This is a genomic window from Thermococcus pacificus (assembly GCF_002214485.1).
Lineage (GTDB): Archaea > Methanobacteriota_B > Thermococci > Thermococcales > Thermococcaceae > Thermococcus > Thermococcus pacificus.
This window is the reverse complement of the sequence record NZ_CP015102.1, coordinates 1,599,659-1,613,462: the sequence shown is the minus strand read 5'-3', so window position 1 is coordinate 1,613,462 and position 13,804 is coordinate 1,599,659. Positions and strand designations below refer to the sequence as shown.

General features: G+C 55.0%; 17 protein-coding genes and 1 pseudogene. 11 read left to right on the top strand and 7 right to left on the bottom strand.

The features are described 5' to 3' along the window. Nucleotides 1-2 precede the first annotated feature (2 nt). Nucleotides 3-428 carry an NfeD family protein gene (locus A3L08_RS08855; protein WP_088854663.1) on the bottom strand — a complete coding sequence of 142 codons (426 nt, stop codon included), beginning with the start codon at nucleotides 426-428 and terminating at the stop codon, nucleotides 3-5. 34 nt (nucleotides 429-462) lie between these two features. After that, entirely contained in the window at nucleotides 463-1,389 is a 927-nt protein-coding gene (locus A3L08_RS08850) for an SPFH domain-containing protein (protein ID WP_088854662.1), read from the bottom strand. 152 nt (nucleotides 1,390-1,541) lie between these two features. On the opposite strand from A3L08_RS08850, the gene A3L08_RS08845 reads away from it, so the two are divergent. The 8 genes from A3L08_RS08845 to ndk all read left to right on the top strand — a co-directional run bounded on the left by A3L08_RS08845 (nucleotide 1,542) and on the right by ndk (nucleotide 6,931). Continuing rightward, nucleotides 1,542-3,437, top strand: a complete 1,896-nt coding sequence (locus tag A3L08_RS08845; RefSeq protein ID WP_088854661.1) for a phosphoadenosine phosphosulfate reductase domain-containing protein — start codon at nucleotides 1,542-1,544, stop codon at nucleotides 3,435-3,437. Continuing rightward, complete coding sequence (locus A3L08_RS08840) at nucleotides 3,389-4,354, top strand: helix-turn-helix transcriptional regulator (protein ID WP_088854660.1); 966 nt, start codon at nucleotides 3,389-3,391, stop codon at nucleotides 4,352-4,354. The genes A3L08_RS08845 and A3L08_RS08840 overlap by 49 nt, the downstream gene beginning before the upstream one ends. A 75-nt stretch (nucleotides 4,355-4,429) precedes the next feature. Beyond that, the gene (locus tag A3L08_RS09955) at nucleotides 4,430-4,594 is read left to right on the top strand and encodes a hypothetical protein (protein ID WP_157721614.1); all 165 of its coding nucleotides are present in this window, start codon (nucleotides 4,430-4,432) and stop codon (nucleotides 4,592-4,594) included. A gap of 55 nt (nucleotides 4,595-4,649) precedes the next feature. Next, nucleotides 4,650-5,264 carry an HVO_0476 family zinc finger protein gene (locus A3L08_RS08835; protein WP_088854659.1) on the top strand — a complete coding sequence of 205 codons (615 nt, stop codon included), beginning with the start codon at nucleotides 4,650-4,652 and terminating at the stop codon, nucleotides 5,262-5,264. Nucleotides 5,265-5,431: 167 nt separating this feature from the next. Further along, nucleotides 5,432-5,803 carry a 50S ribosomal protein L7Ae gene (gene rpl7ae / locus A3L08_RS08830; protein WP_088854658.1) on the top strand — a complete coding sequence of 124 codons (372 nt, stop codon included), beginning with the start codon at nucleotides 5,432-5,434 and terminating at the stop codon, nucleotides 5,801-5,803. An 80-nt stretch (nucleotides 5,804-5,883) separates the two neighbouring features. After that, on the top strand, nucleotides 5,884-6,096 hold the full coding sequence (locus A3L08_RS08825) for a 30S ribosomal protein S28e (protein ID WP_088854657.1): 213 nt from the start codon (nucleotides 5,884-5,886) through the stop codon (nucleotides 6,094-6,096). 2 nt (nucleotides 6,097-6,098) lie between these two features. Continuing rightward, complete coding sequence (locus A3L08_RS08820; RefSeq protein ID WP_088854656.1) at nucleotides 6,099-6,302, top strand: 50S ribosomal protein L24e; 204 nt, start codon at nucleotides 6,099-6,101, stop codon at nucleotides 6,300-6,302. A gap of 104 nt (nucleotides 6,303-6,406) precedes the next feature. Next, complete coding sequence (gene ndk / locus A3L08_RS08815) at nucleotides 6,407-6,931, top strand: nucleoside-diphosphate kinase (RefSeq protein ID WP_088854655.1); 525 nt, start codon at nucleotides 6,407-6,409, stop codon at nucleotides 6,929-6,931. Here ndk and A3L08_RS08810 read toward each other — a convergent pair. Together A3L08_RS08810 and A3L08_RS08805 are read right to left on the bottom strand one after the other, a co-directional pair. Next, nucleotides 6,928-7,515: a hypothetical protein gene (locus A3L08_RS08810; RefSeq protein ID WP_157721613.1), complete on the bottom strand. Its 588-nt coding sequence runs from the start codon at nucleotides 7,513-7,515 to the stop codon at nucleotides 6,928-6,930. The two genes, ndk and A3L08_RS08810, sit on opposite strands and share 4 nt — an antisense overlap. Nucleotides 7,516-7,523: 8 nt before the next feature. After that, nucleotides 7,524-7,814 (bottom strand): hypothetical protein, encoded by a 291-nt coding sequence (locus A3L08_RS08805; RefSeq protein WP_088854653.1) that lies wholly within the window; start codon nucleotides 7,812-7,814, stop codon nucleotides 7,524-7,526. Between the two features lie 84 nt (nucleotides 7,815-7,898). Between A3L08_RS08805 and infB the strand changes: the two genes are divergently transcribed. Further along, entirely contained in the window at nucleotides 7,899-9,704 is a 1,806-nt protein-coding gene (infB, locus tag A3L08_RS08800) for a translation initiation factor IF-2 (RefSeq protein WP_232461724.1), read from the top strand. Here the strand turns inward: infB and rlmD are convergent. After that, nucleotides 9,701-10,969, bottom strand: a complete 1,269-nt coding sequence (rlmD, locus tag A3L08_RS08795) for a 23S rRNA (uracil(1939)-C(5))-methyltransferase RlmD (RefSeq protein ID WP_088854651.1) — start codon at nucleotides 10,967-10,969, stop codon at nucleotides 9,701-9,703. The genes infB and rlmD overlap by 4 nt on opposite strands. A gap of 86 nt (nucleotides 10,970-11,055) precedes the next feature. On the opposite strand from rlmD, the gene A3L08_RS09950 reads away from it, so the two are divergent. Continuing rightward, nucleotides 11,056-11,232, top strand: a complete 177-nt coding sequence (locus A3L08_RS09950; RefSeq protein ID WP_232461793.1) for a zinc ribbon domain-containing protein — start codon at nucleotides 11,056-11,058, stop codon at nucleotides 11,230-11,232. A gap of 16 nt (nucleotides 11,233-11,248) precedes the next feature. Here the strand turns inward: A3L08_RS09950 and A3L08_RS08790 are convergent, their stop codons facing one another. Beyond that, entirely contained in the window at nucleotides 11,249-12,463 is a 1,215-nt protein-coding gene (locus A3L08_RS08790) for an aminotransferase-like domain-containing protein (RefSeq protein WP_088854650.1), read from the bottom strand. Between the two features lie 72 nt (nucleotides 12,464-12,535). Here A3L08_RS08790 and gyaR point away from each other — a divergent pair, with 72 nt between their 5' ends. Next, the gene (gene gyaR / locus A3L08_RS08785; protein ID WP_088854649.1) at nucleotides 12,536-13,540 is read left to right on the top strand and encodes a glyoxylate reductase; all 1,005 of its coding nucleotides are present in this window, start codon (nucleotides 12,536-12,538) and stop codon (nucleotides 13,538-13,540) included. 86 nt (nucleotides 13,541-13,626) lie between these two features. Here gyaR and A3L08_RS08780 read toward each other — a convergent pair. Further along, a pseudogene (locus A3L08_RS08780) lies at nucleotides 13,627-13,800 on the bottom strand (DUF72 domain-containing protein); the annotation flags it as partial. Between the last annotated feature and the right edge of the window lie 4 nt (nucleotides 13,801-13,804).

Genomic DNA, 13,804 nt, shown 5'->3' with positions numbered 1-13,804 from the left:
CCTCAGACCTTTCTTACTATAAGCTTCACGCCATCGACGTCGACGACCTCGACGACGTCATCTATCTTCAGCTTTTCATCGCCCTCGGGCAGCGCTATCCACTTATCGCCCTCAAGCTCCACGATGTAGTGTTCCTTTCCAATCTCCACAACCTTTCCCCTCTTGCCCTTAAGCTCGAAAGTGTACTTTTTCTCCCTCGCGCCGATGTCCTGCACGTCCCTCCTGATATAGCGGCCCACCGCAAAGTAGGCCAGGACCGCGGCTATCAGGGAAAGAACGAAGCTCTCCGTGAACTCGATTCCGAAGCCAAGCAGGATTCCAAGGGTAGCGAAGGCCACGCCTATCGGCGTTATGAAGGCGGCCACCATCATGTCGAGGACTATTATCAGGAGGCCGAGAATAAGAAGGGAGATGGGGAGGGGGTCCATGCCCATCACCTTTTAAAAATTGGTTGAGAGGGCTTTAAGCCTTTTCCGCCCCCGCAGGGTTCTCGCCGGAGTTTCCATCCTCCGGTGGCCTGGGCTCCGGGAGCGGTGTCTCTTTGACCTTCTGGAGTATCCTCAGCAGGCCGATGAGTGATTCCGTGTCGTAGGGGACGATGAGGTTGCCGTACTTGGCAAGGTCCGGAAGCTTTTCAATGTACTGAAGGGTCAGATACTTCTCGTCCGCCATCCGGAGGGCCTCAAGAACCTTTCTTATGGCCTCTGCCTGGCCCTCGGCAACGAGTATCTGCCTCTGCTTCTCACCCTCGGCCTTGAGTATAGCGGCCTGCTTCTGACCCTCAGCTTCCTTGATGGCGCTCTCCTTCTTACCCTCCGCGAGGAGGATCATGGCCCTCTTCTCACGCTCTGCCGTCATCTGCTTGGCCATCGCCTCCTGGATGTCCTTCGGCGGGTCTATGCGCTGTATCTCGACGCGCGTTATCTTGACACCCCAGCGGTCGGTTATCTTGTCGAGTTCTTCTCTTAAGCGGGCGTTGATTATGTCCCTCCCTGAGAGGGTCTCGTCGAGCTCCATCTCACCGATTATGGCACGGAGGTTCGTCTGGGCGAGCTTCACAATCGCCATCAGGAAGTTGCTGACATTGTAGACGGCCTTCACGGGATCCATTATCTGGTAGTAGACGACGGCATCGACGGTTACGACGACGTTGTCCTTACAGATGACCTCCTGGGGCGGGACATCGACGACGTGCTCGCGCATGTCCACAACTCTAACGCGCTCCATGAACGGCACTATGAAGTGTATTCCCGGTTCCAGGATTCTGTTGAACTTTCCGAGCCTCTCCACCAGTCCCTTCTGGTAGGGCCTTATCACCTTGACGCTCAGCAGGAGCAGTATCAACAGAAAAACGCCGACGATAACCAGAGCCGCAGCAGCAAAGCTCATTACCATCACCACCAGGAAATTTTCATGTCCTGTTAATATTTTTCCTTATAAACATTTCCTCGAAAAAAAGTTGGACAATACCGGGGGAGGAGAATTCCAGTCGTCCTATTACCTTATAAACCCTCACCCCCTTCTCGCCTCGGGTGAGAGAAATGGGAAGGCCTGTCTTCCTCGGTAAGGCTTACATCAACTGGTGCGAGGAGTGTAACGTCCCGCTCATCGGCGATAGCTGTGCCGTTCATGGAAAGGAAGCCCTCTTCAGGCTCGATATAACTCCACCGGGCGACCTGCGCTTTGCCTTTGAAAAGGACATAGAGTTCATCCGTTCCGTCTTCAAAGAGCACTACGGCGTCGACGTCGGCGAGCTCTTTGACGGCAAGATAGTCCTCCTAAGCAAAACCCCCGGTGAGGATGACGTCTACGAGATAATCCTCGACGGCTACGTCTTCGGCTGGATCCGCTTCGACCCGCTCGAGCTGAGGTGGAAGCCAGGCCTCAAGGTCGAGGGAGCAATTGCCCTCTGGAAGCGCTTTGGTAAGAATATGAAAAAGTGGATAATCGTCGATAGGGGCGCGGTTGAACCCATCCTCAGCGGCTCCAACCTCCTCCCGGTTGGGATAACCGAGGCCGAGCCGAGCATAAGGCGGGGAGACGACGTCATTTTAATATCGGAGGACTGTGAGGTCATCGCGACGGGCATAGCAAAGAAGGACTACGAGGGGCTGGCCAACAAGGAGCGCGGCACCGGAGTGAAGGTTAGGCGCCAGAAGTCGGTCAACTACCGCGAGGGGAAGAAAGCAACTATGGAGGACGTCCTCCGCGCCAACAGCATCGAGCTGGAGAAGAAGGTTGAAGAAGCGAGGCGCTTCATGAGGAAGACCGCGAACAGGTATTCGGACCTTCCGGTGGCGGTGGCGTTCTCCGGCGGGAAGGACAGCTTAGCCGTCCTCGGACTGGCGCTTGAAGAGTTTAGCGAAGATGGCTTCACCGTCTTCTTCAACAACACTGGCATAGAGTTCCCCGAGACGCTTGAATACGTCGAGGAGCTGAAGAAGGAGCTTGAGCCGAAGGGGATAAAGTTCATCGCCGCTGACGCCGGCGACGCCTTCTGGAGGGCCATACACGTCTTCTCTCCGCCTGGGAGGGACTACCGCTGGTGCTGTAAGGTCACGAAGCTCGGCCCGATAACGATGGCGATAAAGGAGAACTACCCGCAGGGAGTTCTCATGTTTGTCGGTCAGAGGAAGTACGAGAGCATAAAGCGCTTTAAACAGCCCCGCGTGTGGAGGAACCCCTGGGTGCCGAACGAGACCGGGGCATCGCCGATATTCCACTGGCGCGCATTGGAGGTATGGCTCTACATATTCTCCAGGAAACTGAAGTACAACCCGCTCTACGAGGACCGCCTGGATAGGATAGGTTGCTTCCTCTGCCCCAGCGCTTCCCTTGCTGAGATTTACACGCTGAAGGAGGAGAAGCCCGAACTGTGGGCGAAGTGGGAGAGTGAGCTTAAACGCTGGCAAAAACGCTTCAACATGCCGGACGAGTGGATAACCTACGGCTTCTGGCGCTGGAAGAAGCTCAGCAAGGGTGAGAAAGCCATTGCAAGAGAACTCGGCGTCGAAGTCCCGGAGGAGCGCTCCTGGGAGCCGGTTAAGTACTCAATGGAAGAAACAGAAGACGGCACCTTCATAGTCCGCTTCAACACGGTTGTCAACCTCAACAGGATCCGCGAGGTCGCGCCGATACTCGGGGAGGTCGAGGAGGGCGAAAACTACATAAGAGCGGGCGACGTTGTCTTTAGAGAGGATGGGGCTTATGCCGAGGACTTCAACGAGGGAGTGCAGGCTTATCACCTCGTCAAGCGCGCCTACGAGTGCGTTGGATGCGGCGTCTGCGTCGGCAAGTGTCCCGAGGGGGCGCTCAGCATAGACCCGAGGAGCAAGAAGATAGTGGTGAACTACGACCTCTGCACCCACTGTAGGGAGTGTATGGACGTATGTCCGCTGTTGAAAATAAAGAACCCCGAGGAAGGAAGCCAGCTTTAATCGGGTTAGTCCTCCCCTTCCTCCTTTTGAGCCTTTTCCTGCCCATGGTTCACGCCCAGGCCTACGATTATGAGATAAACGCCTACGCAGTTTATTTTGACGTCATAACCCCCGATAACATACGGGAAACGGTTGAGATGGACCTGACATCCCGGGTCAACCTGACCCGGTACGTGATATACACCGATTACCCCGTCGAGAACCCGAAGGCGGTTATGGAACGCGGCAACACGACGGTTCCGGTAAACGTTACCGTTGGGGATGTTCTAGGCGGGACGAATGCGGTCTATATGAACTTCCCCCTGCTCAGACCCGGCGAGAGCGCAAAGATACGCCTGACCTTCAGGACGCGGGGAATGATAACCGAGACTGATGGAAAGCAGCAATTCACCTACTACGTTAAGTTCAGCCAGCCGGTCGGCCTTCTCCACGTCCAGCTTGTCGTTCCGAAGGGCTACGCCGTTCTCTCGCCCATAATCCCCTCCCCGGACAGGGTGGAAAGCTCGACGACAAGGCTCCTTCTTGAGTGGGACAGGCAAAACGTCCGCGCCGGCGAGGAGTTCTACTTCATAGTCGGCTTTTCGGGCGAGATAACGCCACCGAAACAGCCGTCACCGCTCTTCTATGCGGGGCTTTTCATGGCAGGCCTTGTAATCGGCGGCGGCACAGTTTACGGTTACATCCTCTACCGCGAGAGAAAGAGGAGTGGGGAGCTCACCCATCTCAGAACCGACGAGGAGAAGGTGCTGGCCATCCTGAAGGAGGGTCCTGTTCTTCAGAGCGAGCTGGCCGAGAAGCTGGGAGTTTCAAAGGCCAAGGTCAGCATACTCCTCCGCGAGATGGAGGAGAAGGGCCTTATAGTGCGCGTCAAGGAGGGGAGGACTTACAGGGTGGAGCTGGCCACGAGGGAGACTTAATCATTATATAAATATAAAATATGATACGGTGGAGAGGCACACATCGAAGAAATGAGTATGTGAAGATGGATCAGAGTGCCAATGGCACGGGGAGGGTTAAGGCGGTCGTTCAGTCAACATGGAAAGGTTCGACCGGCGTTAAGTGGAGAGAGGGTGATGATAAGGAAGGTCGTTGACCTGATGAGGGATGGCAGAAAGCTCGTCGACAAGATGATGAAGTACGGAACTGGCATGATGTGAGCCCGACCCAGTACCTTTTTTAAACCTTCTTTCCTAAGCGCGGGTGGTGATGAAAATGGAGGAGTATTTTGTGTGTCCCGAGTGCGGGAGCGATGATGTTGAGGTCATCAAGGAGAGGGGGAGGGAGCTTACCCTCAAGTGCAACGAGTGCGGGAACGTCTGGCACGTTACGCTGCCAAAGTTCGTCAAGGTTCCGCTCATAGTCAGCAAGCACGAGAGGAGCTTCAAGAGCGAGGTGGAACTTCCTGAAGGGGAAGAAATCAGAGTCGGCGACATAGTTGAGACTGAGGATGACGAAGTCAGGATAACGGGCATAGAGCTTGAAGGTGACAAACGCGTCGAGAAGGCCAGGATAGGGGAGATTAAAACACTCTGGGGCGAGAGTCTGACCTATCCAAAGGTCATCAAGGTCTCCATCTACCTCCCGAAGGGCCTCACGCAGGCCTTCAAGGTCAAGGTTCCGAGGGATGAAGAGTTCGTCGTCGGCGAGGTTCTTGAAGTCGGCGGCTACACCTTCAAGGTCGAGAAGATAAAGACGGAGAGAAAGATGCTCCACCACGGCAAGGCGAAGGCCGATGAGATTGTCGCTATAATGGGCCACCAGATACCGCGCGCTAGAGCTAAGAGAAGCCTTGAAATCTACCGCGGCTACGCGAAGGAGTCTAAGTAGCGTCAGAATCCGAACCGGCAAGATGATGAGGTTTTCCTTCTTTTATCCCGCTGACCCGCTGGGAATGACGAGCTTGGCCGCTGCTGATATCGAAATCCTTTTAAAGCCTCCCCCGGAATCGAGCATGCTAAACTCGATGAACGATGAGGATTCCGGAGGGATGAAGGATGGCTAAGCCAAGCTACGTCAAGTTTGAGGTTCCGCAGGAGCTTGCTGAGAAGGCCCTTGAGGCCGTTGAGCTCGCTCGCGACACCGGAAGAATAAGGAAGGGTACCAACGAGACGACCAAGGCCGTTGAGAGGGGCCAGGCCAAGCTCGTTGTCATCGCTGAGGATGTCGACCCTGAGGAGATAGTTGCCCACCTCCCGCCGCTGTGCGAGGAGAAGGAGATACCGTACATATACGTCCCGAGCAAGAAGGAGCTCGGTGCCGCCGCCGGGCTTGAGGTTCCCTCTGCCAGCGTTGCCATAGTTGAGCCCGGCAAGGCCCGCGAGCTCGTTGAGGACATCGCCACGAAGGTCAGGGAGCTCATGAAGTGAGCTCCTTTTCCTTCCTTATGCTCACGGAAAGGTTTAAGGTGATCTCTGCGTTGAGAGTTTTGAATTTAGGGGTGTGAGATATGAGCGACGAAGGCTTCCCAGCTGAGGTAATAGAGATCGTTGGAAGGACCGGCGTCACCGGTGGCGTTACTCAGGTCAAGGTTAGGGTCCTTGAGGGCCGCGACAAGGGCAGGGTTATAAGAAGGAACATAAAGGGCCCGGTCCGCGTCGGCGACATAGTCATACTCAGAGAGACCGAGCGTGAGGCCAGAGAAATCAAGAGGAGGAGGTAAAGATGGCCCGCTGGAACGTCTGCTCCTACTGTGGAAAGGAATTCGAGCCGGGAACGGGCAAGATGTTCGTCAGGAACGACGGCAGAGTCATGTTCTTCTGCTCCAGCAAGTGCGAGAAGCTCTACTTCATGGGCAGGAACCCCAGGAAGCTCAAGTGGACCAAGGCCTTCGAGGAGGCCCGCCTCCAGAGGGCCAAGAGGAAGTGATTTCCTTCTTTTCTCCCTGTTTCCGGCGTTTCTGGTGAACCTTCTTAGGGTTGATTTCCAAAAAGCCTATTAACACTACAACCCAATTACCCCCGGTGTTGCCGATGGCCGACAAACAGATTGAAAGAACCCTCGTTATTCTGAAGCCGGACGCAGTCGTTAGGGGCCTAATGGGCGAAATTATATCTCGCTTTGAGAAGAGAGGCCTCAAAATAGTCGGAATGAAGATGATGTGGATTGACAGAGAGCTTGCCGAGAAGCACTATGAGGAGCACAAGGGCAAGCCCTTCTTCGAGCCTCTCATCGACTACATAACCAAGGCCCCGAGCGTCGTCATGGTCGTCGAGGGCAGATACGCTATAAGCGTCGTCAGGAAGATGGCGGGAGCAACAGACCCGAAGGACGCCGAGCCGGGGAGCATAAGGGGGGACTACGGCCTCGACGTCGGCGATGCAATCTACAACGTCATCCACGCTTCGGACAGCCCTGAAAGCGCGGAGAGGGAGATAAACCTCTACTTCAAGCCGGAGGAGCTTTTCGAATACTGCAAGGCCGCTGACTGGTTCTATCACACCCATGCAAGGACAAAGAAAGAATACCTAGACAGCACGGACTGCCTGGAGCGCTAGTCTATTACAATCGACCTTTTATCCCTCTCCTTTGCCTTCTTTCTGTAGAACTCCGCGTACTCTTTCATCACTTCCTTGCAGTCCTCCGGAATGTGCTTCTTTGTTCTTCTAACAAGATACGCCGCAACTCCCATCATCATGACAAAGGCAAGAGCATACAACACCGCGATAGCGAAGAGGCCTGGAGGAAGGACAAACCCCACGGCAACCATAAGGAACGAGGAACTGTAACCGAGGATTTTCTGCGGTGTTTCACTATATGGGACTCTCAGGAGGCACTCAACGACCTCCCTCCAGCGCGGAAACTCTTTAACGAATTTCCCACCGACAACCAGAGTGTTTCTGCCCCTGTAACCCCCATAGCTCACGTTGTCCGTCAGGCAGTCTATTTCTCTGCCATTGACCAGAGTTCTCAGGGTTTCTCCGCAGGGGACGGCCTTGAGTGCCCTCATCGGGTCCCTCGAGGATAGGAAGTTGAAACCCGCGACGAGGGCGAGGCTGAGAAGAAAGGGAAGCAGACCCCCACTCGCGGCTAGTCCAGCTCCGGCCATTAGGGCGTAGTTCACCGAAAGAGAAGTTCCCATCAGTCCGTCTATCGTGAGGGCATTCTTGGAGCGAACCAGACGTATGTGAATGCAACGAGGGTGGCGAGAAACGTCTCAAGACCTATCAGCTCGTTCGGCGTGAAGTTCCCGAGAGGGGTGCTAAAAAAGACGGAACCCCCGGCAAAGTCCCAACCACTGTAGAACCCCATAGCGGCCAGGTAGGTAAACAACGGAATCCCCATCGCGGCCATCGTCAGCTCTCCGGCTTTCCCTTTGAACCTGCCGTAGATTAAAGCTGCCGCTATTCCAAGAACCGTGCCGATGACGAACCCTATCATCCAACCACCGAGCGGAATTACTATGGGGACTTTTAATTTTTGCGCCGAACCCTTTAAAAGCACTCAAAGGAGTTAGGGTCAGAGGTGAGGGAAATGACGAAGAAGATTAGACAGCCCATCATCGCGGTTCTCGGTCACGTTGACCATGGAAAGACGACCCTGCTTGACAGGATAAGGCGCACGAAGGTTGCGGCCAAAGAGGCCGGTGGAATAACGCAGCACATCGGTGCGACGGAGGTTCCGATAGAGACCGTTAGAACCTTAGCGGGCCCGCTCATCAAGCTCTGGAAGGGTGAGATAAAGCTCCCGGGACTGCTCTTCATCGACACACCCGGCCACGAGGCCTTCACGAGCCTGCGCGCCCGCGGAGGAAGTTTAGCGGACCTGGCCGTCCTCATAGTGGACATCAACGAGGGCTTCCAGCCGCAGACGATAGAGAGCATCGAGATACTCAGGAAGAACAGGACGCCCTTCATCGTCGCCGCCAACAAGATAGACAGGATAAAGGGCTGGAAGGTCGAGGAGGACGAACCGTTTTTGGTGAACATCAAAAAGCAGGACCCGAGGGCACAGCAGGAGTTAGAAACCAAGCTCTGGGAGCTGATAGGGAAGTTCTACGAGATGGGCTTCCAGGCGAACAGGTTTGATAGGGTTCAGAACTTCACGCGCGAGCTTGCGATAGTCCCGATTTCCGCCAAATACGGAATAGGCGTTCCCGAGCTGCTCGTTCTCATCGCCGGATTGAGCCAGAAGTACCTCGAGGAGCAGCTGAAGATAGAGGTCGAGGGACCAGCAAGGGGCACCATCCTTGAAGTTAGGGAAGAACTTGGCCTTGGAACCACGATAGACGTCATCGTCTACGATGGAACACTCAGAAAGGACGACACGATAGTGGTTGGCGGAAAGGACAAGGCGATAGTTACCAAAATTCGCGCCCTGCTCAAGCCCAAGCCCCTCGACGAGATTAGAGACCCGCGCTTCCGCTTCGATCAGGTCGACGAAGTTGTGGCAGCGGCAGGTATAAAGATAGCCGCCCCCGGCCTTGAGGAAGCGTTAGCCGGTTCACCGGTCATTGCCGCCCGCTCCGAGGAAGAAATCGAGAAAGCCAAAGAAGAAATCCTTAGCCAGATACAGAGTGTCGTCATAAACACCGGAAAGGTAGGCGTCATAGTGAAGGCCGACACCCTCGGCTCTCTGGAGGCTTTGAGCAAGGAGCTAAGCGAGAAGAACATCCCGATAAGGAAGGCCGACGTCGGGAACATCAGCAAGACCGACGTGATGGAGGCCTTAAGCGTCAAAGAAGAGGACGAAAAGTATGGTGTCGTCCTCGGCTTCAACGTTAAGGTGAACGAAGACGCCGAGGAAGTAGCGAAGGCCAAGGGCGTCCCCATCTTCGTGGGCAACATCATCTACAAGCTCATCGAGGACTACGAGGCTTGGGTCACGGAGCAAGAGGAGAAGAAGAAGCGCGAGCTCCTCAAGAACGTGACCTTCCCGGGCGTTATAAGACTCTACCCTGATGAACGCTACGTCTTCAGGAGGAGCAAGCCGGCTATAGTCGGCGTTGAGGTTCTTGAGGGCAGGATAAGGCCCGGAGTCGTCCTCATCAAGCAGAACGGGGAGAAAGTAGGAGTTATAAAGTCCATCAAGAACAAGAACGACTTCGTCCAGGAGGCCAAGAAGGGTGACGCTGTTGCAGTGGCGATCGAGGGGGCTATAGTCGGCAGGCACATCCAACCCGGCGAGACCCTCTACGTCGACCTCAGCAAGAACGACGTCATACTCCTCGCCAAGCAGCTCAAGAACGAGCTCGACGAGACGGACATAAAGGCGCTGAAAATGACGGCGAAGGTGAAGGCCCAGCAGGATCCGTTCTGGAAGGCGGTTTAACCCCCTTTCTTTTTCAACTCCACAACAGCCTCCACGTGCGGCGTGTGCGGAAACATATCGATAAGAACGGCGTTTTCAACGCGGTATGCATTCTTCAAATGCTTCTTGTAGTCGAGCCTGAACGCTTTAGGATTGCAGGAGACGTAAACGATTTTCTCAACGCCGCCTTTCACGAGCAAATCGGCCGCATCCTTCAGCCCCTTTCTCGGCGGGTCAACGATTACGGTGTCGTAGTCCCCTATTGGCGTCTCTTCAGCCCTTCCAACCCTAAAGGTGGCATCAACACCGTTGAGCTCGGCGTTTTTGTTTGCCATCTCCACCGCGAAGGGATTCAGCTCAACGCCCTCAACCTTGAACCCTTTCTTAGCCAGCCACACCCCAAAGGTGCCGACGCCGGAGTAGAGGTCGAGAACCTTCTCTCCGTCCGTGAAGCCTTCAACGGCCTTAAGGAGAAGCGGCAGAGCGTAGCTGTTCGTCTGGAAGAAGCTGTTGGGGTGTATCAGGTAGACGACGTCCTCAATACGCTCGTGTATGTAGGGTTCTCCCGCTATAAGCTCCGCTTCACCGCGAGGGTCGTCCCTTGTATCGGTTTTCAGGCTCCAGTAGAGTGAGTCCGCGAAGGAGAAATATCCTTTGAAAGCTTCTATGACACCACCCAGAGGTTTCATGTGGGCAATGAGGTTCACCATGACCTCGCCTGTGAACTTGCCCTCCCTCACCTGGAGGTAGTGAACTTCTCCGGTTTTCTCCCTCAAATCCCAGGGCTTGAGGCGGGTTTCATTAAGGAATTCGCGGAGAGAGTGGAGGTATTCCGGCGTTCTCTTCGAGAAGACGGGGCACTCTCTCAGGTCGGCAACGCCCAAAGGATTCCCGTACTCCTTAAGGCCGATTCCACTCACTGTGACTATGAAGTTGCTCACGTTGCGGAAGCCCCAGATTCTGGGTGAGCCCCTTATCTCGGCATCTATTCCTGTTATTCTCTCGAAAATCTCCGCTTTTAGCCCCAGTTGCTCCTTATACTTCAGCCCCTGCCAGAGGCAGCCACCACAGGTCCCAAAGTGGGGACATCTTGCCCCCTGCCTCAGTGGGGATCCCTCGACCAGCTCAAAATCCCGCGCGATTTTCCTTCCAAAGCGGCGCTTTGCCTCCTTAACCCCTACAACATCGCCCGGATAGGCGAACGGGACGTAAAACCTTCTCCCGTTAACTTCAAGTACGCCGAGACCGTCGTCGCTGATGCCTGCAACCCTGCCTTTCAAGCTCATGCAGTCATCTTGGTGAAGGTTTTTAAGAAACTTTCCCGTGGCAAAAAGCTTTTATATTCCAACTCCTACTAAATGTGGTGGTAATAATGGAAAGGCGCCAGCTTGTGTGTCCCCTCTGCGGGAATACTGACTTCCAGGTCGAGGAGGGCAAGCTCGACAGCAAGTGGGGCTTTACGGCACACAAGGTCAAGATAGTCATCTGCAAAAACTGCGGCTACGTCATGATGTTCTACAAGGGAAGGACGATATGGGACTTCGACTGAGTGAAAAAAGAAAGGGTCAGAACTTCTCGCGGTACAGCTCCGCGAGCCTCTTTATGCCCTCCTCTATCTCCTCTTTGCCGGGTCTTGAGAAGTTCAGCCTAATAGCGTTTTTCCCGCTCTCGTCGGTGTAGAACGGCCCGCCCGGGACAACGACAACGCCTTTCTTCTCCATGAGCTCCGATGCAAAGGCCATGCCGTCGGCCCCGCTGGGAAGGAAGAACATCACGAACATTCCAGCTATTGGCCTGGTGAACTCCGCGTCCGGCAGGTTCTCCTCAAGCGCCGAGAGCATCACGTCCCTCTTCTCCTTGTAGCCCAGCAGGCCCCTCTTGAGGTGGTACTCCTCGAAGTAGCCCCTTCTTAGGTACTCGAGGGCTATGTACTGCGATATCGTGGGCGCGCAGAAGTCTATGGGTGACTTCTCCATTAGTATCTTCTGCTTGACCTCGCCATGAGCGATTACCCAGCCGACCCTGAAACCCGTACCGAGCACCTTGCTCAGGGTTCCGGCCACTATGACGCGCCCCTCATCGTCCATTGCCTTTAGCGGCGTCGCTTCGCCCTCGTAGCGCATGAAGTTGTAGGCTGAGTCCTCAACGATGAGGAGGTCGTGCTCGCTGGCAATCTCCAGGAGGGCCTTTCTCCTCTCGTGACTCATGGTCACGCCCATCGGGTTCTGGCCGGTTGGGATTGTGTATATGAACTTCACCTTCACACCCTTGGCCCTGAGTTCCCTGAGCTTCTCCTCGAGGAGGTCTACCCTCATTCCCTCCCCGTCAACGGGAACACCGTAAATCTTTGCCCCAAGCTGCTCAAATGCCAGCAGGGTGTTTATGTAGCTCGGGTTCTCTGTTATCACCGCGTCACCTGGGTCTATGAGGATCCTTCCGAGGAGGTCGAGGGCACCGGTGCCGCCGACTGTTATTATGATGTCCTCTGGGGAGACTTTATAGCCCTCGTATCTCTCAAGGAACCTCGATATCTCCTCCCTGAGCTCGGGAATCCCATTTGCAGGGGTGTACATCACTGAGGCAGGGACGTTTGAAAGAACTTCCCTCGCCAGCTCGCCGAGAATCTCCCTCGGAATCAGGTTCGGGTCGGGGTCACCTGCCGAAAGGGAGATTAACTCCTTCCCCCGGGCCCTGAGCTCGGCTGCCTTCTTCATAACCTCCGCGAGGGCAGAGCCCTTTACCCAGTTAGCCCGGCCGGCAAGAAACTTCTCGTACCTCATGGGAAATCACCGAGTAAACATCGCTCCGAAAGTATTAATAGTTTACCCGCATCAAAACGTTCAGGTGGGAGTATGAAGCCGAAGGTGTTCATAACCAGAAACATCCCTGAAAACGGTATAAAACTCCTCAGAGAGCACTTCGAGGTCGAGGTTTGGGAGGGGGAGCATGAAATACCAAGAGAGCTCTTCCTCGAAAAGGCCCGTGACGCTGACGCTCTAGTTACAATGGTCAGCGAAAGGGTTGATAAAGAGGTTTTCGAGAACGCCCCAAGGCTTAGAATCGTGGCGAACTACGCCGTCGGCTATGACAACATAGACATTGGGGAAGCAACAAAGCGCGGAATCTACGTTACCAACACGCCCGATGTGCTTACCAACGCCACAGCCGACTTCGCCTGGACGCTTCTATTGGCTACCGCCAGGAGGCTGGTTGAAGCCGATAACTTCGTCCGCTCCGGTGAGTGGAAGAGGCGCGGTGTTGCCTGGCACCCGCTCATGTTCCTCGGCTACGATGTCTACGGTAAAACTATTGGAATAGTCGGCTTTGGAAGGATAGGGCAGGCCATAGCGAGGAGGGCAAAAGGCTTTGGTATGAGAATACTCTACAACTCCCGCACAAGAAAGCCCGAAGTCGAGAAGGAGCTTGGCGCGGAGTTCAGGCCGCTCGAAGAACTATTGAGGGAGAGCGACTTCGTTGTTCTTGCCGTCCCGCTCACGAAGGAGACCTACCACATGATAAACGAGGAGAGGCTTAGGCTCATGAAACCGACCGCGATTCTGGTGAACATAGCGCGCGGGAAGGTAGTGGATACCGAGGCACTGGTAAAAGCCCTGAAGGAGGGCTGGATAGCCGGAGCTGGCTTAGATGTCTTCGAGGAGGAGCCTTACTATCACGAGGAGCTGTTCAAGCTGAAGAACGTGGTCCTGGCACCGCACATAGGCAGCGCCACCCACGGGGCGAGGGAGGGCATGGCGGAGTTAGTGGCCAGAAACCTCATAGCATTCAAGAACGGCGAAGTCCCGCCCACCCTGGTCAACAGAGAGGTGGTAAAGGTAAGAAAACCGGGCTTCGAGTGAATCTCCGGGGCGATGATGAGGCATTAACCGGCTGACGGTGACGAGCTGGACCCGTGCCTGAGCCTTGGACCTTAAATGTCCTCTGCCCCCTGGAAGGCCTTGATGGAAAAGGTGAAGCCCTCCGGGGCCTCTTTCCTCCACCTTTTGAGAGTCTTTTCCCGGAGTATCCTGTAGAATGTCTGCTGTACCTCCACCGCATCGAAGTCCCTGTAGTACTTTCCGCGCCCCTCGCAGAAGCCGCAGGTTCCAACCCTTATCATTTCC